The sequence below is a fragment of the Methylobacterium sp. Leaf88 genome (assembly GCF_001422795.1).
GTDB lineage: Bacteria > Pseudomonadota > Alphaproteobacteria > Rhizobiales > Beijerinckiaceae > Methylobacterium.
This window is the reverse complement of the sequence record NZ_LMMK01000007.1, coordinates 171,103-193,979: the sequence shown is the minus strand read 5'-3', so window position 1 is coordinate 193,979 and position 22,877 is coordinate 171,103. Positions and strand designations below refer to the sequence as shown.

Annotated in this window: 16 protein-coding genes; 4 read left to right on the top strand and 12 right to left on the bottom strand. The window is 69.9% G+C overall.

The annotated features are described in order from the left end of the window. Positions 1–46 precede the first annotated feature (46 nt). Complete coding sequence (locus ASF20_RS05185) at positions 47–1,999, bottom strand: AI-2E family transporter (protein ID WP_082501188.1); 1,953 nt, start codon at positions 1,997–1,999, stop codon at positions 47–49. Positions 2,000–2,582: 583 nt separating this feature from the next. Here ASF20_RS05185 and ASF20_RS05180 point away from each other — a divergent pair. Beyond that, positions 2,583–3,623: a methyl-accepting chemotaxis protein gene (locus ASF20_RS05180; protein ID WP_082501179.1), complete on the top strand. Its 1,041-nt coding sequence runs from the start codon at positions 2,583–2,585 to the stop codon at positions 3,621–3,623. 6 nt (positions 3,624–3,629) lie between these two features. Here ASF20_RS05180 and ASF20_RS05175 read toward each other — a convergent pair whose 3' ends face one another. Beyond that, positions 3,630–4,922 carry a nicotinate phosphoribosyltransferase gene (locus ASF20_RS05175; protein ID WP_056271641.1) on the bottom strand — a complete coding sequence of 431 codons (1,293 nt, stop codon included), beginning with the start codon at positions 4,920–4,922 and terminating at the stop codon, positions 3,630–3,632. Between the two features lie 406 nt (positions 4,923–5,328). On the opposite strand from ASF20_RS05175, the gene ASF20_RS05170 reads away from it, so the two are divergent. Then, positions 5,329–7,491 (top strand): molybdopterin oxidoreductase family protein, encoded by a 2,163-nt coding sequence (locus ASF20_RS05170; protein WP_056271638.1) that lies wholly within the window; start codon positions 5,329–5,331, stop codon positions 7,489–7,491. A gap of 291 nt (positions 7,492–7,782) precedes the next feature. Here the strand turns inward: ASF20_RS05170 and ASF20_RS05165 are convergent, their stop codons facing one another. Further along, positions 7,783–8,286 (bottom strand): pyridoxamine 5'-phosphate oxidase family protein, encoded by a 504-nt coding sequence (locus ASF20_RS05165; RefSeq protein WP_056221034.1) that lies wholly within the window; start codon positions 8,284–8,286, stop codon positions 7,783–7,785. 65 nt (positions 8,287–8,351) lie between these two features. Continuing rightward, positions 8,352–9,635: a GGDEF domain-containing protein gene (locus ASF20_RS05160; protein WP_056271634.1), complete on the bottom strand. Its 1,284-nt coding sequence runs from the start codon at positions 9,633–9,635 to the stop codon at positions 8,352–8,354. A gap of 447 nt (positions 9,636–10,082) precedes the next feature. Here ASF20_RS05160 and ASF20_RS05155 point away from each other — a divergent pair, with 447 nt between their 5' ends. Further along, complete coding sequence (locus tag ASF20_RS05155; RefSeq protein WP_056271630.1) at positions 10,083–11,231, top strand: Mrp/NBP35 family ATP-binding protein; 1,149 nt, start codon at positions 10,083–10,085, stop codon at positions 11,229–11,231. A gap of 5 nt (positions 11,232–11,236) precedes the next feature. Beyond that, on the top strand, positions 11,237–11,857 hold the full coding sequence (gene mobA, locus ASF20_RS05150) for a molybdenum cofactor guanylyltransferase MobA (protein WP_056221026.1): 621 nt from the start codon (positions 11,237–11,239) through the stop codon (positions 11,855–11,857). A 4-nt stretch (positions 11,858–11,861) separates the two neighbouring features. Here the strand turns inward: mobA and ASF20_RS05145 are convergent, their stop codons facing one another. From ASF20_RS05145 to ASF20_RS05110, 8 genes are all read right to left on the bottom strand, one after another. Beyond that, positions 11,862–12,764: an EamA family transporter gene (locus tag ASF20_RS05145; protein WP_056271628.1), complete on the bottom strand. Its 903-nt coding sequence runs from the start codon at positions 12,762–12,764 to the stop codon at positions 11,862–11,864. A 117-nt stretch (positions 12,765–12,881) separates the two neighbouring features. After that, positions 12,882–13,340, bottom strand: a complete 459-nt coding sequence (locus ASF20_RS05140) for a peptidylprolyl isomerase (protein ID WP_056221020.1) — start codon at positions 13,338–13,340, stop codon at positions 12,882–12,884. Positions 13,341–13,344: 4 nt separating this feature from the next. Next, positions 13,345–13,731 carry a hypothetical protein gene (locus tag ASF20_RS05135; protein WP_244476331.1) on the bottom strand — a complete coding sequence of 129 codons (387 nt, stop codon included), beginning with the start codon at positions 13,729–13,731 and terminating at the stop codon, positions 13,345–13,347. Positions 13,732–13,834: 103 nt separating this feature from the next. Then, entirely contained in the window at positions 13,835–14,380 is a 546-nt protein-coding gene (locus ASF20_RS05130; protein WP_056271802.1) for a peptidylprolyl isomerase, read from the bottom strand. 49 nt (positions 14,381–14,429) lie between these two features. After that, a complete protein-coding gene (coaD, locus tag ASF20_RS05125; RefSeq protein WP_056221017.1) occupies positions 14,430–14,930 on the bottom strand; it encodes a pantetheine-phosphate adenylyltransferase in 501 nt (166 codons plus the stop codon). A 127-nt stretch (positions 14,931–15,057) separates the two neighbouring features. Continuing rightward, the gene (gyrA, locus tag ASF20_RS05120; protein ID WP_056221014.1) at positions 15,058–17,796 is read right to left on the bottom strand and encodes a DNA gyrase subunit A; all 2,739 of its coding nucleotides are present in this window, start codon (positions 17,794–17,796) and stop codon (positions 15,058–15,060) included. Between the two features lie 225 nt (positions 17,797–18,021). After that, positions 18,022–19,587, bottom strand: coding sequence for an efflux transporter outer membrane subunit (locus tag ASF20_RS05115; protein WP_082501177.1), 1,566 nt, complete (start codon positions 19,585–19,587; stop codon positions 18,022–18,024). 101 nt (positions 19,588–19,688) lie between these two features. After that, positions 19,689–22,850, bottom strand: a complete 3,162-nt coding sequence (locus ASF20_RS05110; protein WP_056271626.1) for a CusA/CzcA family heavy metal efflux RND transporter — start codon at positions 22,848–22,850, stop codon at positions 19,689–19,691. Positions 22,851–22,877 lie beyond the last annotated feature (27 nt).

Genomic DNA, 22,877 nt, shown 5'->3' with positions numbered 1-22,877 from the left:
AGCGAAGCGGAGGGAGGGGGCGGCGGTCAAGCCCAAAACCGTGCCGTCAGACCGGCATCGGTTGGACCGGGGCGAATTTTGTCTCGATCGCGGGCGGTTCGTCGGCCGGACGACGGGTCCCGTGCGCGGCGGCCACGACGGCCTCCACGGCGGCCTTCAGGGACGACACATGGATGTCGGCCTCCACCGCCCGGCGCCGGGTCGCCTCGTCGAGGCTGGCATCGTCCGCCTGCCACAAGCCGAGGACGAAGCAGGCGCCCGGGAGCTTGCGGTGCAGGCGGTCGGCCAGCCGGCGCAGGTGCGTGGGCTCGCCGCTGATCGCCATCGACACGATGCAGACGAGCTTCGCCGGGCCGGGATCGAAGGCGTCGATCCGCGCCCGTGCCACGTCGGCGAACGGCACCACCCGGGTGCCGATCCCGCGCTTGGCGAGGAGCTGGGCCAGGATCGCGCAGGCGGCCTCGTCGACGAAGCTGCGCCCGGCGACGCACAGCACCGTGCCGTCGGGCCGCCAGGCTTCCGGCACCGGGTCCGGGCGCGGGGCGTCGGGGTCGGCCTTCGCCTCGGTGTCGCCGCGCAGGTCGTCGCGGTCGGCCATCTCCTCGATCAGTCCGCCGACACTGGCCCGGATGTCGTTCTTCTGCTCGGTGGTGAGCACGCCGCGGGCGGCGTCCCGGGCGGCGAGCTCGAGGCCCCTCACCACCACCTCGTCGTAATAGGCGGTGAGCGAGCAGGTCTTCAGGATGAGGTCGGCATGCTCCTGCGCCTCCTCCGGATCGTCGGCCAGGATGCGCTGGTAGAAGTTCTCCACCGGAGTCAGGGCCGGCCGGTCGCCGAACAGGACATCGAGGAATTCGAGCTTGTCCACGTGGCGCCCGAGCACCACCAGGCAGACCGTCAGCGGCGTGGACAGGAGCAGGCCGACGGGTCCCCAGAGCCAGGTCCAGAACAGCGCCGAGACCAGGACCGCGAAGGGCGACATGCCAGTGGACTGGCCGTAGAGCATCGGCTCGATGAAGTGCCCGACCAGGGGTTCGAGGATGAGGAACAGGATCAGCGTCCCGATCACCATCGACCAGCCGGGATCGACCGCGGCGGCCAGCGCCAGGGGGAACAGGGCCGACACGAAGGCGCCCACATAGGGCACGAAGCGCATCAGCGCCGAGAAGATGCCCCACAGGACGGGATTCGGCACGCCGAGGAGGTACAGCCCGATCCCGACCACGAGGCCGAAAGAGGCGTTGAGGCCGAGCTGGACCAGGAAGTAGCGGCTGAGGCGCTTGGCGGCGTCGTCCATCGCCACGGTGGTGCGGTGGAGGTCGCTGGAGCCGGCGAGCCGGATCATCCGGTCGCGCAGGTCCTCCCGCTGCATCAGCAGGAAGAGCAGCACCACGAAGACGATGCCGATGGTGGCGAGGGGGTGCAGGATGGGCGAGATCAGCGTGCCCGCCATGGTCACCGGTCCCGGCACGCGCTCCTTGACCTCCACCAGGATCGCCTTCTCGGGCGGGGCCGGATTGGCCTGGGATTCCGGCTTGGTTTCGGGCTTCGGTTCCTCGTGGCTCTCGTGCATCGTCCGGCCGATGCTGGCGACGTAGCCGGCCAGGCGCCCGGCGGGCGTGTCGTTGAGGCCCTCGATCTTGCGCTCGATCGTGCTGCGGTAGCGCGGCACGTCCTTGGCGATGTCGGCGAGCTGCACGCCGATCAGCGTCGCCAGGGCGGCGGCGGTGCCCAGCGCCAGGAGGACCGAGGCCGCCACCGAGAGGAAGCGGCCGAAATGCCAGCGCCGCAGCAGGTTCACCAGGGGGCCGAGGACGAAGGAGAGCAGGATCGCGATGGCGATCGGGATGAGGACGTCGCGGCCGACATACAGTCCCACCATGATCAGGGCGGCGACGATGATCGGCGACGTCACGGCCTGGGTCGGCGTGCCGGCGGCCGCGATGCGCGTGGGTCGCGGGGGGACGAGGGACGGCTTCGGGGGGGATCGCAGGGCCATTCCGATTCCGTGTTCGAGACGCGACGCGCGGGCCGCCGACGTGGCCGGCACCGACGCGGTGAGAACGACCCGCGCGCGCGAATCGATCCCTCCCAAGGGTTCATCTCGTCGCGAAACCGTGATCGAGGCGGGTTGAGCCTGCCTCCGATGCATAGCTGAGCGGCGGCGCCGCACCGGTCTTCGGGCCGTCCGCCCGGGGTTGCCGCGTATCCGTCCGCCTGGACGCCGTCATCCTGAACGTTCGGGTGCCAGCGGGAGGACGAGCGCTTCGTCGATTCTCGGGCGTGTCTTGCGCCGAGGGCGGTTCGACCTGATCGCGCCCGGAGAGGATGGGCCGATCGTGTTCGACGCCGCATGGAGACGTGCTTGGACTGCGCGAATTCTATGTCTGTATTAGGACGCCTGCGCGAACATAAGATAATTTCGGAGTCTATTTTCGGATGTGCAGGCGCAGCGATTGGTTTTAATGGAACTCTAAGCTTGGTTGCGTACGGTGTTCGACAGCGAGGGGACGGGGCCCGTCCGACGATGGCTGGAGGCAGGTGTGCACGACACGGCGAGTGATGCTGGCACGGGACCCGGCGTGGCCGATGCCACCAACCTGCGGGGCATTGCCACCGAGATCGCGGCGCTCCAGCGCATCGCCTTCGACAAGAGCCGGCGCATCCAGTCGATCACCGGCCAGGTGAAGATGCTCGCCCTCAACGCCCTGATCGAGGCCTCCCGGGCCGGCGAGATGGGCCGCGGCTTCTCGGTGGTGGCGCAGGAGGTGCGTGCGATCGGCGCCGAGGTCGAGACCGTCGCCCGCGCCCTCGAGGTCGAGCTCTCGAACCGCATCGCCGGGCTCCAGGTCCGGGTCCGGAGCTTCGCCGACGAGTCCCAGACCCAACGGCTGATCGACCTCGCGCTCAACGCCGTCGAACTCATCGACCGCAACCTCTACGAGCGCACTTGCGACGTGCGCTGGTGGGCCACCGACGCGGCCCTGGTCGCCTGCGCGGCGGAACCAAGCCCGGAAGCCGCCACCCACGCGACCCGGCGGCTGGGCATCATCCTCGACGCCTACACGGTCTACCTGGACCTCTGGCTCTGCAACCTGAAGGGCAACGTGATCGCCCACGGACGCCCCAACCGCTATCCCGGCCTCATCGGCCGCAACGTCGCCGACCAGGACTGGTTCCGGCGCGCCGCCGCCCTCCCCGACGGGGAGGCCTACGTCGCCGCCGACGTCATGGGGCAGCCCGGTCTCGGCGGGGCGCAGGTGGCGACCTACTGCGCGAGCGTCCGCGCGGACGGCGACAGCCGGGCCGGGCCGATCGGCGTCCTGGCGATCCACTTCGACTGGCAAGCCCAGGCCCGGGCCATCGTCGACGGCGTGCGGGTGGCGCAGGAGGACCGGGCCCGAACCCGCGTGCTCCTCGTCGACGCGCGCAACCGGGTGATCGCCGCCTCAGACGGGTGCGGCGTCCTGGAGGAAACCCTGCCCCTGGCCGCCGGCGGGCGGCTGAGCGGCGCCGACCAGGATCCCCGGACTGGCCGGATCGTCGCCTTCCACCGCACGCCGGGCTACGAGACCTATGCGGGCCTCGGCTGGTACGGTGTCATCGTCCAGACGCCGGAGTGAGCGCGCTCAGACCAGGACCGGCATCGCGGCCTGCCCCGCGGCGCCGAAGACGCGGGTGTAGCGCTTGATCTCCTCGGCCGGGCCGATCGCCTTCGACGGATTGTCGGAGATCTTCACGGTGGGCCGGCCGTCGGCGGCGATCACCTTGCAGACGATGGAGATCGGGTCGAGGCGGCCGTCCGGCACCAGGCCGCGGAAGTCGTTGGTGAGCAGCGTGCCCCAGCCGTAGCCGATCCGCATCCGGCCGTGGAAATGGGCGTGGATCGCCTCGATGGTGTCGATGTCGAGCCCGTCGGAGAAGATCGCGAGCTTTTCGCGCGGGTCGGAGCCCCGGGAGCGCCACCAGGCGATGGCCTCCTCGCCGCCCGCGATCGGCTCCTTCGAGTCGATGCGGATGCCCGTCCAGGCGTTCATCCAGTCGGGGGCATTCGCCAGGAAGCCCGTTGTGCCGTAGGTGTCGGGCAGCATCACCAGGAGGTTGCCGGCGTAGTCCTGCTGCCAGTCGGCCAGTACCGCGTAGGGCGCGCGGGCGAGGCCCGCATCGTCGTCGGCCAGCGCCGCGTAGACCATCGGCAACTCGTGGGCGTTGGTGCCGACCGCCTCGACCTCGCGGCGCAGGGCGATGAGGCAGTTCGAGGTGCCGAGGAAGCGGTCGCCCAGGGCCTCGTGCATCGCCTCGACGCACCAGTCCTGCCACAGGAAGCCGTGGCGGCGCCGGGTCCCGAAATCCGCGATGGACAGGCCGGGCAGGCGCTGCAGCCGCTCGATCTTCTCCCAGACCCGGGTCATGGCCCGGGCATAGAGCACCTGCAGGTCGAGCTTGCCGAGGTGGCGCACGACGCCGCGCGTTCGCAGCTCGTTGAGGATGGCGAGGGCCGGCACCTCCCACATGGTGGTCTCGAGCCAGGGGCCGTGGAAGGTCAGGACGTACTGCCCGTCCCGCGCCTCCAGCTCGTAGTCCGGCAGGCGGAAGCCCTCCAGCCAGTCCATGAAGTCGGCCGAGAACATCTGGCGCTGGCCGTAGAAGGTGTTGCCGCGCAGCCAGGTGGATTCGCCCCGGCTCAGGCGCACCGAGCGGGCATGGTCGAGCTGCTCGCGCAGCTCGCCGGCATCGACGAACGCGGCCAGCCGCACCTGCCGCGAGCGGTTCTGGATGCCGAAGGTGACGCGGGCGTCGCGATGGCGGCGGAAGATCGTCTGCGCCATCAGGAGCTTGTAGAAGTCCGTGTCGAGCAGGGACCGGACGATCGGGTCGATCTTGAAGCTGTGGTTGTACACCCGCGTGGCAAGATCGAGCATGGTTCGGATCACGGCCCCTCAGGCGGCGCCCCCGGGCGTCCGCGCGGCCGCAGAGGCGCACGGCACCGCGGGCCGAGTCAATCGGTGACACGAAGCGGTTGGGGGTGCGGCTGTGGGCGAGGCGGCGACCCGGCCGGTTCGGGCGATGGCGGGTGCCGCGGCGGCATCCACGTCACCGGTGCCCCACGCTGAGGGCATGTTCTCAACGACTGCCCACGACCCGGCCTCGCCGCCTCGCAGCGCGGCGCGGACGCGAATCTCGGTCCGAGCGCGATCTCGTCTTCACCGAAACGGGATTCTTGGCCGAAACGGAATTTGGCATTGTTCGCACTTGAGTGCATCCTGCCCGGGCATCGGGCCGGCTTGTCAGGAACAATAAGACGGGACGCTCGGCCGTGGAGGACACATGAACGAGATCGTCAAGCCCGACTCCCTGATCGTCGCCGAGGCCGAGAGCCTGACCGAAACCTTCTTCGGCGGCTGCCCGCACGATTGCCCCGACACCTGCTCGATGCTGTTCGAGGTGAAGGACGGCGAACTCATCGGGGTTCGGGGCAACCCGGATCACCCGATGACCCGCGGCGGTCTCTGCGTGAAGCTGAAGGACTACGAGAAGCGCCACTACCACCCGGACCGGCTACTCTATCCGATGAAGCGGGTCGGGCCGAAGGGCTCCAAGCAGTTCGAGCGCATCACCTGGGACGAGGCCCTCGACACCATCGTGACGCGCTGGAAGGCGATCATCGATCAGCACGGGCCGCAGGCCATCGCGCCCTACAGCTATCTCGGCAACCAGGGCCTCGTGCACGGGCTGAACGGCGGCGACGCCTTCTTCAACCGGATGGGCGCCACGGTGATGGAGCGGACCTTCTGCGGCGAGGGGTCCTGCACGGCGTGGCTGCTCACCGTCGGCCCGACCGCCGGCCTCGACCCGGACAGCTACATCCACTCCAAGTACATCGTGATCTGGGCCTGCAACTCGGTCAGCACGAACCTGCACCACTGGGCTATCGTCAAGGACGCCCAAAAGAAGGGAGCCAAGGTCGTCGTCATCGACACCTACGCCTCGCGCACGGCGAAGGCGGCCGACTGGCACATCGCGCCGAAGCCCGGCACGGACGGGGCGCTGGCCATGGCGCTGATCAATTCCATCATCGAGCAGGGCCTCGTCGACCAGGACTACGTCGACAACCACACCGTCGGCTTCGAGGAGCTGAAGGAGCGGGCCAGCACCCGCACGCCGGAATGGGCCGCCGCAATCACCGGCGTCCCGGCCGCGGAGATCCGTAAGCTCGCCCGCGAGATGGCGACCGAGCAGCCCGTGGGCATCCGCATGGGCGTGGCGCTGGAGCGCCACTACGGCGGTGGCCAGACGATCCGTGCCGTCACCTGCATTCCGGCGCTCACGGGCGCCTGGCGCCACGTCGGCGGCGGCGTCACGCAGTTCGGCGTCTGGGAGCACCCCTACAAGTTCGACGTGATGTGCCGGCCCGACCTGATCCCGGAGGGGACCCGCGTCGTCAGCAACCTGCAGATCGGACGCGCGCTCACCGGCGAGATGAAGCTCGACCCGCCGATCATGTCGATGATGTGCTGGAATTCGAACCCGGTCACGCAGGCGCCCGAGACCGACAAGATCGTCGAAGGGCTGATGCGCGAGGACCTGTTCATGGTCTCCGCCGAGCACTTCATCTCGGATACCGCCTCCTACGCCGACATCCTGCTCCCGGCCACGATGGGGGCGGAGATGGAGGACATGATCCTGTCCTGGGGCCACCTCTACCTGACCTATAACACCAAGTGTGCGGACGCGCCCGGCGAGGCGATCCCGAACAACGAGATCTTCCGTCAGCTCGCCGCGCGGCTCGGCTTCGAGGAAGAGAACTTCAAGTGGACCGACACGGAGTGCCTGGAGCACTACGTCGACTGGAACGCCCCGGCCTGCGAGGGCATCGACCTCCAGTACATGCGCGCACACGGCTTCGCCCGACTCAAGGTCGGTACGCCGGACGACCGGGCGCCGCATAAGGAGGGCAACTTCCCGACGCCGACCGGCAAGTGCATGTTGATGGTCGAGGGTGCCACGAACTTCGTCGCCCCGCCGTTCCGTCAGATGTACGAGGGCTTCCAGCCCGGCGAGGCCCTCGACCCGCTGCCCGACTACCTGGGCCCGCGCGAGTCCCACACCAACGATCCGGAGCTGGCCAAGCGCTTCCCGCTCAACATCGTCTCGCCCAAGAGCCACTACTTCCTGAACTCCTGCTACGCGAACATGGAGGACAAGCAGAAGGGCCAGGGCGAGCAGTTCGTCATGATCAGCCAGCATGACGCCGATGCCCGCGGCATCCGGGACGGCGACCGGGTCCAGGTCGCCAACGATCGCGGCGCCTTCAAGGGCGTGGCGCGCATCACCGACGACGTGAAGGCCGGCATCGTGGTCGCGACGCTGGGCTACTGGCGCCAACTCAACGAGGGGACCGTCAACAGCATCTCGTCGGGGGCCTTCACCGACATGGGCCACGCACCGTCCTTCTCGGACAATCTCGTCGAGGTCGCGCGGGCGAATTGAGGGCGTCGCCGGCGAGCGGGGCGACCCCTCGAACCGAGGCGCGCAAGCGTCCCACGGGACGCTTGTCTTTCGCGCCGCAGCCCGCGTGCCGGATTTCCCGGCAATCGGCAGGGACGCAGCCCGCGTGCCTGTCGCCGGTGGGCCCGGCGCGGCTCCCCTGCCCGCCCCCGGGATGAGGCCGGGCCACGCGGTCGTTCCGGCGCGATGCCTGTCCGCAGACGGCACCCTACGAACCAAGAGGGCGGTGCGCCCTTCGGCACGCCGCCCTCCGGCACGACACGGGCGTCCGATTCAGGCGAGGTCGACCTTCTTGGTCTCGGTCTTCGGCGACTCGCCGGTCAGCGCGGCCTTCACGTAGCCGTAGATGTGCAGCATCGTGGCGTTCGGGCTGTCCCAGTATTCGCCCTTCTCGGGATGGACGCGCAGCAGGGCGACCTCGGGATCCTCCTTCCCGTTGGGGAACCAGGTCTTCAGGCTCTCGCTCCACTTGTCGTTGATGACCGCCTGGTCGGTGACGATCTCGGCCTTGCCGGCGATCGAGACGTAGGTCTGGCTCGACGGATCCGAGTAGGCGAGGTTGATCTGGTTGTCCTTGCTGATCTCGGCGGTCTTCGGGGAGTGCAGCTTGGTGAAGAACCACAGGTCGCCGTTCTCGTCCGCCTCCTGGCACCACATCGGGCGGCTGTAGAGCTTTCCGTCCTGGTCGGCGGTGGTCATCATCGCGACCTTGACGTCCTTGATGAGGGCGAACAGCTTCTTGGCGCCCTCGTGGTCGCGGTGGTTGCCCTGGTGCATGGGATCGCAGTCTCCAACTCGTCGAAAGGGTTTCCGGCGCGATCATCGGCAACCGGATCGTGGGCTCAACGAGCCAGGACCGCATTGGTTTCGGAGAGGCGGGCCGGCGCCGGCGGCGCGAGGGCGGCCGGGGGCGACGTCCGGGCGGGCTTGCGACGCATCGCGCCGAGCCGGCCGAGGCGGCGGTCATCGAGGATCACGGCCGCGTCGCCGATGACCCGGACCACGTGGCAGTTCCGGCCCAGGCCCTTGGCCTCGTAGAGGGCGGCATCCGCCTCGGCCAGGAGTTCGGCCGGGGAGGTCGTCCGTCCGGCTGGCACCACGGCGACGCCGATGCTCACGGTGACGAAGGGATGGCCGTCGCCCCGGGCCAGGTGCGGGATCTGCAGGCCGGCGATGCCGGCACGCAGGCGTCGGACCACCCGGGCGACGGACCGGGCGTCGCATCCGCGCATGAGCACGGAGAACTCCTCACCGCCGTAGCGGGCGACGCAGTCGCGTCCGCCGCGCGTCTCCCCCGCGATGGCTTCCGCGATCCGGCGCAGGCAGGCATCGCCGGCCGGATGGCCGTAGGCGTCGTTGAAGCGCTTGAAATGATCGACGTCGATCATCAGCAGGGCGGTACCCCGCGCCTGGCGGGCCGTCCTGGCCAGGGCGGCATCGAGGGCGCGGCGGTTGGCGAGGCCCGTCAGGGCATCCGTCTCCGACAGCACGGTCAGGACCCGGCGATCCTGCTCGAGGCCGGCCGAGCGCAGGATCTCGCGCAGGGAGACGAGGTAGGCCCGGCGGCGCACGCCCTCGATCTGGTGGTTTCCGTAGAGGACGAAGAAGGCGCCCGCCAGGGTCTGGAACGCGAGGCAGAGGGCGAGCTCCGGGGCGAGATCCGTGCGCAGGGCGATGCTCGCGAACGAGGCCGCCGCGCTGAGGCCGGTGAGCAGGAGCGCATGGGGGAAGCGCAGCACCAGCATCATGGTGGCGAACACCATCATGAGCGGGTACTCGATGTAGCAGATGGCGCTCATCGCCTCCCGCTCCAGGCTGAATAGCAGGATCGGCACCGCCGTCACCAGCAGCATCGTGGCGGTGACCATGCGCTCGCGCCGCGGCCCCGGCATCCGGGTGACGGACCAGGCGAGCAGCAGGCCGAGGGGCGTGACCAGGAACAGCCGCAGGCCGATCGCCAGGGGCAGCATGCCCGGCATCAGCAGGGCGGTGGTGAGGTTGTAGGCGTTGTGGAAGACGAGGCCGATGAGGATCGTCCGGCGCAGATGGAGCGCCCGTTCCCGGCCGGTATCGATTTCGTAGCGGGCCGAGACGGGCCGGGAGAACCGCAGGAGATACGGGCTCATGGTCAGGTCGCCTTGAGCGACGTCGCCGCGCGGGTGCCGTCTCGACGGCCGCGCGGGGTCGGAAAACCTGTATCGGATCCAGGCGTACACGAATGAGCGTTCCTGCAACGGGCGAGACCGCCGCCGGGCGGTCTCTTTGTGTTGCATCGAACGTTGCGGCGGGCCGCGCGGACCCAAAACCGCGGCCGTCCCGTCGACTCATGCCTAGCGAAACCTGAACGCCTCCGTGGAAACCCCGGGCGCGGCGCCCCGTCCCGGCATGTTCCGGCCCCCGCCGCGACCAGGGGTCTCGCCCCCGGCAGATCAGGGAAGCGCTTGCACTCCGGCACCGCCTGTGCTGTCGCATGGGTTCGTCGCGGGTGGGCCGGCCGAGGCCGCAGCGTCCGCGATCCCCCGTTTGTCGCCGCGCCTCGGCTCTCCGGCCGGACGCGGCCAGGAGCCCGAACCTTGGCGATCACCCGTGACGACGTGCTGAAGGTGCTCTCGATGGTGACCGTCGATGCCGCGGGCACCACCCTGCCCGCCTCCGGGCGCCTGTCCCAGGTGGTGGTGGATCCGACCAACCGTGTGATGTTCTCCATCCTGATCGACCCCAGCGAGGCCGAGCGCTTCGAGCCGATCCGGCGCCGGGCCGAGGGCGCGATCCTGGCGACGCCGGGGGTCTCGGGCGTGTTCGCCAGCCTGACCTCCGAGCGTGGCCCGAACCAGCCGGCCCAGAACGCCCCGCAAGCCGCCCCTCCACAGCCGCCCGCCCCCGGCCGTCCCGCCGCGCCGCCGCCGCCGCGGACCGGCCCGGCCCTTCCGGGCGTGCGCCACATCGTGGCCGTCGCCTCCGGCAAGGGCGGCGTCGGCAAGTCCACCACGGCCTGCAACCTTGCGCTCGCCCTCTCGGCCCAGGGCCTCAAGGTCGGCCTGCTCGATGCCGACATCTACGGCCCCTCGGTGCCCAAGCTGTTCGGCCTGTCGGGGAAGCCCCGCGTCATCGAGGAGCGGCTGCTGGCCCCGATGGAAGGGTTCGGCATCAAGGTCATGTCGATCGGCTTCCTGATCGAGCCCGAGACGGCGATGATCTGGCGCGGGCCCATGGTCCAGTCGGCCATCACCCAGATGCTGCGCGAGGTCGCCTGGGGCGAACTCGACGTGCTCGTGGTCGACATGCCCCCCGGCACCGGCGACGCCCAGCTCACCATGGCGCAGGCGACGCCGCTCTCCGGGGCGGTCATCGTCTCGACCCCGCAGGATCTCGCCCTCATCGACGCGCGCCGCGGCGTGACGATGTTCCGCAAGGTCGCGGTGCCGATCCTCGGCGTCATCGAGAACATGGCGACCTTCATCTGCCCCCATTGCGGCACGGCCTCGCACATCTTCGGGCATGGCGGCGCCCGCGCCGAGGCCGAGCGGCTGGAGGTGCCGTTCCTCGGCGAGGTGCCGCTGAACATGACGATCCGCGAGACCTCCGATGCCGGCCGCCCCGTGGTGGCGGTGGACCCGGACGGGCCGCACGCGCAGATTTATCGCGGCATCGCCGCCAAGCTCTGGGGCAACCTGACCGGCGGTCCCGCGCCGCGGGCGGCTCCCCGCATCGTCATCGAGTAGCCGCGATGGCGCCGGTGCTGGGCGTGATCCTCGCCGGCGGGCTGGCGCGCCGCATGGGCGGAGGCGACAAGCCCCTGCGCACCCTCGGCGGCCGCACCCTGCTCGACCGGGTGCTCGCCCGCTTCGCCCCCCAGTGCGCCGCCGGCGTGATCCTCAACGCCAACGGCGATCCGGGCCGCTTCCCGGATTTCCCGGGCGCGATCGTGCCCGACGGCGTGCCGGACAATCCGGGGCCGCTCGCCGGCATCCTCGCGGGGCTGGACCACGCGGCCATCCATCATCCGACCACGCGCCACGTGGCCAGCGTCTCCGGCGACGCGCCGTTCCTGCCCCGCGACCTCGTCGTCCGCCTCGCCGAAGCGGCCGGGCGGGAGGGCGTCATCGCCATGGCGGCGTCGGGCGGGCGCGAGCACTTCACCGTGGCGCTCTGGCCGGTGGCCCTGCGGGCGGACCTGCGCGAGGCCCTGGTGGCCCGCGGCGAGCGCCGGGTCGGCGGCTTCCTGAGGCGCCACGGCGCGGTGGCGGTGTCCTGGCCATCGGAGCCCGCGGACCCCTTCGCCAACATCAACGCGCCGGAGGATCTGGCGGCGGCCGAGGCCCGGCTTGGCGGGAACGACGACGCCTGACGCCTCAGGGCGGGGCGCTCTCGACCGCGGCGCGCGCCCGCCAGCGCGGAGAGAGCAGCCCGAGGGCGAGGCCGCCGAGGACCAGGCCGGCGGCGGCGAGCTTCCAGGCCGGCAGCGGCTCCCCGAGCCAGACGGCCGAGGCCCCCATGCCGAAGACCGGCACCAGCAGGGCCATCGGGGTGATCTGGGCGGCGGGGTGGCGCGCGAGCAGCCAGCCCCAGATCGCGTAGCCGAACATCGTATTGCCGACGGACTGCCACACCACCGCGGCCCAGGTCGTCAGGTCGGCCCGCAGGAGGCCGTTGCGGATGGCGTCCCAGCCTTCGAGGAGGACCGAGGCGGCGAGAAGCGGGGGCGCCGAGAACAGGCTCGCCCAGACGACGTAGGGCAGCATCGCCCGCGCCCCGCTGCGCTTGGCCGCCATGTTTCCGCCCGCCCAGCTCAGGGCGGCGCAGACCACGAGCCCGAGGCCGAAGGGCGTCGTCGCGGCGTCGGTATGCGCGGCGATGACGGCGAGCCCGGCCGCGGCGAGGCCGAGGGCCGCCCATTGCGGGCCGGACACCCGCTCCCCGGTCAGTCGCATCGACAGGCCGATGGTGACGAAGACCTGGATCTGGATCACCAGGGAGGCGAGGCCGGGGGCGATGTGGCCGCGCAGGGCGATGAAGAGCAGGCCGAACTGTCCGGCCCCGATCAGCAGGCCGTAGGCGGCGAGGTTGCGCCAGGGGACTGTCGGGCGAGGCAGCAGGAACACGCCCGGCAGGGCGGCGAGCACGAAGCGCAGGGCGGCGAACAGCAGCGGCGGCAGGTGGTCGAGCCCGATCCGGATCACCACGAAGTTCGTGCCCCAGACCGCCACCACCGCCAGGGCGAGGAGGATGTCGCGAAGCGGAAGCGTGCCGGTCATGGGCCGCCATGTCCCAATTGGCGAGGGCCCTGCCTAGGCGTGGCGGGCCTCGAAACGAAAGAAGTGTCCGCACCTTCGCGCGGACACTTCCCTCGAACGCGGATCGAGCGAGTCGGATCAGGCGGCGCCGACTGTCGCCTTGACGATCTTGTCGGGCGAGCGCGGCGGCTCGCCCTTGTTCAGGGTGTCGACCACGTCCATGCCCTCCACGACCTTGCCCCAGACGGTATACTGCTTGTCGAGGAAGCGGGCATCGCCGAAGCAGATGAAGAACTGCGAATTGGCCGAGTGCGGGAAGTTGGTGCGCGCCATTGAGCAGGTGCCGCGCACGTGCGGCTCGGCGTTGAACTCGGCATTGAGGTCGGGGAGATCGGAGCCGCCCGATCCCGTGCCGGTCGGGTCGCCGGTCTGGGCCATGAAGCCGTCGATCACGCGGTGGAACGGCACGCCGTCGTAGAAGCCCTGGGCGGCGAGCGTCTTCAGGCGCTCGACATGGTTGGGGGCGAGGTCGGCGCGAAGTCCGATCACGACGCGGCCCTTGGTGGTCTCCAGGATGATGGTCTCGGTCTCTGCCATGGGTTTAGACTCCTTTTCCCTTAGGTCCTTGGTAGATGAAGCGGAGCGCGATGGGGCGCCCCGCGATGGCCGCGCCGAGGTCGGGGGTGATCTGGGCTGGCGTGCAGCGCCGGATCGCCGCCAGGGTCGCATCCGCGAGGATGCGATGGGCGCGGGGGTCTGAATTCGGGGCCGAGAAGGTCACGCGCGGCGTCCCGAGGACGCTGCCGTCCCGCCGAAGTGCGAAGCGGGTGGTGATCTCGGCCTGGGCCGAGCGGGACAATCCCCGGGGGGCCTCCCAGCAGGCCGCGAGGGTGGGATAGAGGTCTCGCAGGGTGTCGGCCGGTTTCGCGCTCTCGGCCAGGCCGCCCAGCGGGCCTTGCTCCATGGGAACCCGGACCGTGCCGCGCAGGGTTTCCGGAAAGGTCAGCGGGCCCGTGGAGGGCGCCGCCCACGCGGGGAGCCCTACGGCGACGAGCGCCGCGAGAGCTCCGAGCTGGACGCCGCCCCGCAAACTACTTGGCTCCCTGCGCCATCTGCATCTTCACGATCTTGTCGGGGTTCTGCACCGCCCCGCCCGGCGCGCCGGGGGACGCCTTCTTGATCGCGTCGACGGCTTCCATGCCCGAGGAGACGAGGCCGACCACGGTGTACTGCCCGTTGAGGAAGGGGGCGTCGCCGAGGCAGATGAAGAACTGCGAGTTGGCGGAGTTCGGGTCGGACGAGCGGGCCATGCCGACGGTGCCGCGCTTGAACGGCGCCGGCGAAAACTCGGCCGGGATGTTCGGCAGGCTGGAGCCGCCGGTGCCGTTGCCCTTCGGATCTCCGGTCTGGGCCATGAAGCCGTCCATCACCCGGTGGAACTTGAGGCCGTTGTAGAAGCCCTGCTTGATCAGGGTCTTGAGCTGGGCGACGTGCTTCGGCGCGATCTCCGGGCGCAGCTCGATGGTGACGCGGCCGTCCTTGGTGTCGAGGTACACCGTGTTGTCGTCCGCCGCCCAGGCTGCAGGCGCCGTCGCGAGGAGACCGGCGAGGCTGAGGAGGGCGATACGGCGATTCAGTCCAAAGGCCATGGGGTCAGCATGCTTTCGTTGGTCGTGGATGGAGAGATCAGGCCGCCCGGAAGCGCTGCGCGAGGCGCGTCGCCACCAGCGGCGGCACGAAGGGGGAGACGTCGCCGCCCATGGCGGCGATCTGGCGGACGAGGGTGGCGGTGATCGGCCGGACGCCGGTGGAGGCGGGCAGGAACACGGTCTGCACCTCCGGCGCCATGGCACCGTTCATGCCGGCGAGCTGCATCTCGTAGTCGAGGTCGGTGCCGTCGCGCAGGCCGCGGATGAAGACGCTGGCGCCGACCCGCCGGGCCGCGGTCACTGCGAGGTCGTCGAAGGTCACGATCGTCAGCGCCGTGCCCTCGGCCTCGGCCAGGGGCTCGCAGGTGGCGCGCAGGAGCTCCGCCCGCTCCTCGGGCGAGAACATCGGCGCCTTGCCGGGATGCACGCCGATCGCGATGACGAGAGTCTGCACGAGCCGGCACGCCTGACGGATGACGTCGAGGTGTCCGTTCGTGACCGGGTCGAACGAGCCGGCATAGAGGGCGGTGCGGATCATCGCGGCCCGGGGTAGAGCATTTCGACCCGAAACGGAACCTCCGGCCCCGGCACGAAAACGGGCTAACCCCCGCGCCCTGGGATGCGGACGGCCGCGGGGCCGTCCGCTTGACGGGGTGCGATCGGCCTTACGCGGCCTCGTCGCCGCCCTCGCTCTCGTCCTCGCCCTCGATGTGCTCGACGGACACGACCTTCTCGGTCTTCTCCGTGTTGAACACCGTCACCCCCTGCGAGGCGCGGCCGACGATGCGGATGTCGTCCACCGGCACGCGGATGAGCTGGCCGCCATCGGTGACCAGCATGATCTGGTCGGAGGGTTGGACCGGGAAGGAGGCCACGAGGTGGCCGTTGCGGGCATTGACCCGCATCGCCGTGATGCCTTTGCCGCCGCGGCCCGAGGTCCGGTACTCGTAGGACGAGGTCCGCTTGCCGAAGCCGCGCTCGGAGAGGGTGAGGACGAACTGCTCGTTGGCGCCCATCTCGTTGTAGCGCTCGAGGGAGATGGCGGTGGCCTCGGCCACCCCCTCCTCCGCCTCCGGACTCGCCGTCTCCTCGCCCTCGACCCCGTCGCCGATCACGGCGCGGCGCATCTTGAGGTAGCCCGCCCGCTCCTCGGGCGAGGCGTCGAAGGCGTTGAGGATCGTCATCGAGATGACGCGGTCGTCCTTGCCCAGGCTGATGCCGCGCACGCCGGTGGAATCGCGGCCCTTGAAGACTCGGACGTCCTCGACGGGGAAGCGGATACACTGGCCGGCCTGCGTGGTGAGCAGCACGTTCTGGTCGGCACGGCAGATCTCCACGTGGACGATGTGGTCGCCCGCATCGAGCTTCATGGCGATCTTGCCGGCGCGGTTCACCTGGACGAAATCCGAGAGCTTGTTCCGGCGCACGCTGCCGCTCGCCGTGGCGAACATGACGTCGAGGGTCTCCCAGGAGGCCTCGTCCTCGGGCAACGGCATGATGGTGGTGATGCGCTCGGTGCCGGCATCCATCGACAGGATGTTGACCAGCGCCTTGCCGCGGGCGTTCGGCGCCGCCATCGGCAGGCGCCAGACCTTCTCCTTGTAGACCTGGCCCTGGTTCGAGAAGAACAGCACCGGCGTATGGGTGTTGGCCACGAACAGGCGGGTGACGAAATCCTCGTCGCGGGTCGCCATACCGGAGCGGCCCTTGCCTCCGCGGCGCTGGGCCCGGTAGGTCGAGAGCGGCACGCGCTTGACGTAGCCCGCGTGGGACACGGTGACGACCATGTCCTCGCGCTGGATCAGGTCCTCGTCCTCGACGTTCGAATCCCAGTCGAGGATGACGGTGCGGCGCGGGGTGGCGTAGGCCTCGCGGACCTCCGCGAACTCCTCCTTGACGATGCCCATGATGCGCAGGCGCGAACGCAGGATGTCGAGGTAGTCGGCGATCTCGTCGGCGAGCTTCTTCAGTTCGTCGCCGATCTCGTCGCGGCCGAGAGCGGTGAGGCGCTGCAGGCGGAGATCCAGGATGGCGCGGGCCTGCACCTCGGAGAGGCGGTAGGTGCCGTCGTCCGAGACCCGGTGGCGCGGATCGTCCACGAGGGCGATCAGCGGCGCGATGTCGTGGGCCGGCCAGTCGCGCGCCATCAGCGCGTCGCGGGCGGTGTTGGGATCGGGCGAGGTCCGGATCAGGCGGATCACCTCGTCGATGTTGGCCACCGCGATGGCGAGGCCGCACAGGACGTGGGCGCGCTCGCGAGCCTTGTTGAGGAGGAACTTGGTCCGCCGGGACACCACCTCTTCGCGGAAATCCACGAAGGCCTGGAGCAGGTCCTTGAGGTTCATCAGCTCGGGGCGGCCGCCGTTCAGCGCCACCATGTTGCAGCCAAAGGACGACTGCAGGGGCGTGAAGCGGTAGAGCTGGTTCAGCACCACGTCCGCCATGGCGTCGCGCTTGATCTCGACGACGATGCGCATGCCGTCGCGGTCGGACTCGTCGCGCAGGTCGGAGATGCCCTCGACGCGCTTCTCCTTCACCAGCTCGGCGATCTTCTCCATCAGCGTCGCCTTGTTCACCTGATACGGGATCTCGGTGAAGATCAGCGCCTCGCGCTCCTTGCGCAGCTCCTCGACGTGGGACTTCGCCCGCATGATGATCGAGCCGCGACCCGTGGCGTAGGCCTGGCGGGTGCCGGCCCGGCCGAGGATCGAGCCGCCGGTGGGGAAGTCGGGACCGGGCACGTACTCGGTGAGCTGCTCGATCGACAGGCCGGGATCGTCGATGAGCGCGACGCAGGCGTCGATCAGCTCGCCGAGATTGTGCGGCGGGATGTTGGTGGCCATGCCCACCGCGATGCCGCCGGCGCCGTTGACGAGGAGGTTGGGGAAGCGCGCCGGCAGGACGGTCGGCTCCTCGCGCGACTCGTCGTAGTTCGGCTGGAAGTCGACGGTGTTCTTGTCGATGTCGGCCAGGAGCGCGTTGGCCGGCTTTGCCAGGCGCGATTCGGTGTAGCGCATGGCCGCCGCCGGATCGCCGTCCACGGAGCCGAAATTGCCCTGCCCGTCGATGAGCATCAGGCGCATCGAGAAGTCCTGCGCCATGCGGACCAAGGCGTCGTAGATCGATTGGTCGCCGTGCGGGTGGTAGAGACCAATCACGTCGCCGACGATGCGGGCGGACTTGACGTATTTGCGCTCGGGCAGGTGCCCGCTCTCGTAGGCCGCGTAGAGGATGCGCCGGTGCACGGGCTTGAGGCCGTCGCGCGCGTCCGGCAGCGCCCGGCTCACGATCACGCTCATGGCGTAATCGAGGTAGGAGCGCTTCATCTCGTCGGTGATGGAGACGGGCTTGATGTCGGAGGCGGGCGGCGGCGTGCCGGCGCCCGGAATGTCGTTCTCTGCCAAGGTCTTCGGTCTCTACCTGTCCGGGGTCCGGAGCAAGGGCGGCCCGTGTCGGCTCCGCTCGCTCACGGCGTTGTCGCGCGCGTCTCCGGCCGCTCAGCCGGACCGTGCGATGTCCTGCCCAAACCTATAGCGCATCTCGCCGGCCCAGGCCAACAAATCGCGGCTTAACCCCCTGGTAACGAACGGTTTGCCCGCGCGGCCGGAACTCCCTGCGCGCCCGGCTTCCTAGAGGAACTTCGCCGGGTCCGCGCTCGGCGGGGCCGGCTTCACGTCGGCCCGGTTCCACCAACCGCCGCCGAGCGCCTGGAACAGGGCGGCGGTGTCAGCATACTGGTTGGCGCGCGCGCCCGCCGAGGTGACGAGGGCCGAGAGGTAGGATTGCTGGGCGATCAGCACCTGCGCGCTGTTCAGTGCACCGGCCGCGTATTGCTTGCGGATGAGGCCGAGGCTCTCGTTGGTGGCCCGCTCGGCGGCCGAGGCCGCCGCCACCGCCCTGGCGTCGGACTGGAGCGCCCGCAGGGCGTCGGCGACGTTCTGGAAGGCGCCGATCACCACCGCCCGGTACTGGGCCTGGGCCTCGTTCAGCGTCTCCTCCGCGGCGCGCTGGCGCCGGAACAGGGTCCCGGCATCGAAGACCGGCTGCGCCACGGTGCCGACGATGCCGTAGAACGAGGCGGCCGAGGTCGCGAGCTGCGCGATCCGCACCGCGCTGGCGCCGCCATTGGCGGTGATGGTGAACTGCGGCAGGCGATTGGCCACCGCGACCCCCACCGCCGCGCTGGCCTGCTGGACGTTGGCCTCCGCCGCCTTCACGTCCGGGCGTTGCTGCACGAGGCGCGACGGCAGGCTCACCGGCAGGTTGGTGGGCAGGCGCAGGGAGGCCAGGGTGAAGGTCGGCGCGATCTCCTCGCTCGGCAGGCGCCCGACCAGGGCCGTGAGCAGGTTGCGCTGCTGGGCGAGCTGCTTCTCCAGGGGCGGCAGCAGCTGCATCGAGACCGAGAGGGCGGCCTGCTGCACCACCACGTCGGCCCCGGCGATCTGCCCGAGCGAAAGCTGCTTGTTGTAGAGGTTGAGGACCTCGGTCTGGGCCTGGATCACCTTGCGGGTGGCGTCGATCTGGGCGCGCAGCGACGCCTCCTGGATCGCCGCCAGCACGACGTTCGTGGTCAGGGTGAGGTAGGTCGCCTCGAGCTGGAAGCGCTGGTTCTCGGCCTGCGCCTCCAGGGATTCGATCTGGCGCTGGTTGCCGCCGAACACGTCGGGGGTGAACGAGACCGTCACCTGCGGCGTGTAGAGACTGTAGAACAGCTGCCGGGTGTCGTTGAGCGGCCCCTGCAGGGCACCGCCGGGGGCCTTCTGGCGCGAGCCGAGGCCGTTGGCGCCGACCACCGGGAACAGGGTGCCGCGCTGCGCCTCGACGTTCTCCTGCGCGATCCGGAGCGAAGCCTGCGCGGCGTCGAGGTTCGGGTTGTTGGCGAGCGCCTCGGCCACGAGGCGGTCGAGGGCGGGGGAGCGGAAGAGGGTCCACCACTGGCCCGGCACGTCGGCCCCGGAGACGAAGGTCTGGTCGGCGGAGCCGCCATGGGCGGTGCGGATGGTGTCGGCGGCGGTGGGGTTGCGCAGGGGCTCGCGGGTGTAGCGGGTGACCGGCGGATCGGCCGGCGGCACGTAATCCGGGCCGACGACGCACCCCCCGAGGCCCGTGACCGCCAGGACGAGCAGGCCGTCCCGGAGACGGCGCAACCTCCGGCCCCGGCCGTCCGGCGCCGCGTTCTGGGGGGATGCCACCATGGTGCCAAGGAATCCTGTCGCCGTCCTGGGCCGTAGAGGCGCCGGGCCAGGATCGAAGTCAACGCGGCCGGCGGCGCGCGCGCGAGGCTGTGACCGGCCCATCACGCGTGCTCCGCGCGGGCCGCCGCCCGGGCGGCCCCCTCCGACGGGATCGCGGCCGGGACCCGCCGGGAGAACAGCGCGATCAGGATCGGAACCACCACGAGGATGAGGTTCGGTGCGAGCAGGATGCCGCCGACCACCACCAGGGCGAGCGGCTTCTGCACCTGCGAGCCGATGCCGGTGGAGATCGCCGCCGGCAGCAGCCCGACGCAGGCGGCGACGCAGGTCATCATCACCGGGCGCATGCGCACGTTGGCGGCGTGCCACACCGCCTCGGTCCGGGCCCAGCCCTCGTCAATGAGCTGATTGTAGTAGGAGAGCAGGATCACGCCCTCCATGGTCGAGATGCCGAACAGGGCGATGAAGCCGATCGCCGCCGAGATCGAGAACGGCGTCATCGTCAGGAACAGCGCGAAGATGCCGCCGATCATCGCCATTGGGATCACGCTCAGCGTCAGCACCATGTCGGTGACGGAGCTGAAGTTGACGTAGAGCAGCAGGGCGATCAGCGCGATCGTCACCGGGACCACGACGGTCAGGCGCTGCACGGCATCCTGCAGGTTGGTGAATTGGCCGACCCATTCGAGGTGGAACCCGGGCGGCAGGGTCACCTCCTCGGCGATGCGGCCCTGCGCCTCCAGTACCGCGCCGCCGAGGTCGCGCCCGCGCACCGAGAACTTCACCGGAATGTAGCGCTCCTGATTCTCGCGGTAGATGAAGGCCGCGCCGGAGACCAGCTCCACGGTGGCGATCTCCGAGAGCGGGACCTGGATCACGCCGCCGGCGGGGTTGGCCGCCCCGACGGTGATGTTGCGGATGGTCTCCAGGCTGCGGCGGTACTGCGGCGCGAGGCGCACCCGCATGGGGAAGTGCCGGTCGGAGCCGTACTCGTAGAGATCGCCCGCGGTCTGGCCGCCGATCGCCGCCTGGACGGTGGTGTTCACGTCGCCCGGCGACAGGCCGTAGCGGGCGGCCTTGCGCCGGTCGATGTCGATCCGCACCGTGGGCTGGCCGAGGGAGGCGAAGACCGCGAGGTCGGCAATGCCCGGCACCTTCGCCAGGGTGGCCTTGATCGCTTCCGCGGTCCTGGTCAGGTCGTTGAGGTCGTTGCCGTAGATCTTGACCGAGTTCTCGCCCTTCACGCCGGAGGCGGCCTCCTGGACGTTGTCCTCGATGTACTGGGAGAAGTTGAACTCGATTCCCGGGAAAGCCTCGTCGAGCTTGGCCGAGAGGTCGCGGACCAGCCCCTCCTTGTCGAGCCCCTTGCGCCAGGTGTCGAAGGGCTTGAGGGGGGCGAGGATCTCCACGTTGAAGAAGCCGGTGGCGTCGGTCCCGTCGTCCGGGCGGCCCTGGTGCGAGAGCACGGTGACCACCTCCGGTACCTCGGCGATGATCTTGCGCAGGCGCTCCACGTAGGCGTTGCCGGCCTCCAGGGAGATCGAGGCCGGCATGGTGCCGCGGATGTAGAGATTGCCCTCCTCCAGCTTGGGCAGGAATTCGAGGCCGAGCGTACGGGCGGCGATGCCCGAGACGCCGAGCACCGCGGCGACCACGAGGAGCGACAGTACCTTGTTGCGCAGGCCGAAGCGCAGGATCAGCACGTGGCCGAAGCGCAGGAGCCGCACCACCAGGGTGTCGCGCTCCTCCACGTGTTTGGGGAGGATCAGGGCCGAGAGGGCGGGCGAGACCGTGAAGGTGGCGATGAGGCCGCCGAGCAGCGCATAAGCGTAGGTCTTGGCCATCGGGCCGAAGATGTGTCCCTCGACGCCCGTCAGGGTGAAGAGCGGCAGGAAGCCCACGATGATGATCGTGGCCGAGAAGAAGATCGCCCGGTTCACCTCGGCACCCGCGAGGGCGATCGTGCCGAGGCGCCCGGTCAGGCCCCCCGGCGGCGTCTGGCCCTCGCCGTGTTCCGGTTCGGCGAGGTGCCGGAACACGTTCTCGACCATGATCACGGTGGCGTCGACGATGAGGCCGAAATCGATGGCGCCGAGGGAGAGGAGGTTTGCCGAATCGCCGCGCAGGACCAGGATCAGGATGGCGAATCCGAGCGCGAAGGGAATCGTCGCCGCCACGATGATCGCGCTGCGCAGGCTCCCCAGGAACAGCCACTGCACCACGAAGACCAGCGTCACCCCGAAGACGAGGTTGTGCATCACCGTGTGGGTGGTGGTGTGGATAAGCCCGCTGCGGTCGTAGATGCGCTCCACCCGCACGTTCGGGGGCAGGATGCCGCTGGCGTTGATCTTGTCGATCTCGGCATTGACCAGGCCCAGGGTCGGCAGGCTCTCGCCGTCCCGGCTCATCAGCACGATGCCCTCGACGATGTCGTCGTCGCCGTCATGGCCGACGATGCCGAGGCGCGGCGCGTGCGAGACCCGCACCTCGGCCACATCGCGCACCAGCACCGGCACGCCGTTGACCTGGGTCAGCATCGTGTCGCGGATGTCGTCCATGTCGCGGATGAGGCCGATGCCGCGCACCACCGCCGACTGCTCGCCCACGTTCAGGGTCTGGCCGCCGACGTTGATGCTCGAATTGTTGAGCGCGGTGACGAGCTGCACCAGGGTCATGCCCTGGGCCTGGAGCCGGTTCAGGTCGACGGCGATCTCGTATTCCTTGGTCCGGCCACCGAAGGCCGTGACATCGACCACGCCGGGAATCGCCTTAAAGCGGCGCTGCAGCACCCAATCCTGCAGGGTCTTCAGGTCGGTGGAGGAATAGCCCGGCGGTCCCGTCACCTTGTAGCGCATGATCTCGCCCACGGGGCTGGTCGGCGAGATCTGCGGCTGGGCGCCGTTGGGCAGGGGGGGCAGCTGCGACAGGCGGTTGAGCACCCGCTGCAGGGCCTCCTGGTAGGTGAAGGCGTAGCTGAACTGCACCTTCACGTCCGAGAGGCCGAACAGCGAGATGGTGCGCACCACCGTGGCGTTGGGGATGCCGGCGAGCTGCACCTCCAGGGGAATCGTGATGTAGCGCTCGATCTCGTCGGCCGATTGCCCGGGATTCTGCGTGATGACGTCGACGAGCGGCGGCACCGGATCGGGATAGGCCTCGATGTTGAGCTGCGTGTAGCTGGCATAGCCGAGCGCCAGCATCACCAGGAACAGCAGGCAGACCAGCACGCGCTGGCGCAAGGCGAAGACGATCAGGCTGTTCATGGCAGAGTTCTTCCGGCCGAGGCCCGA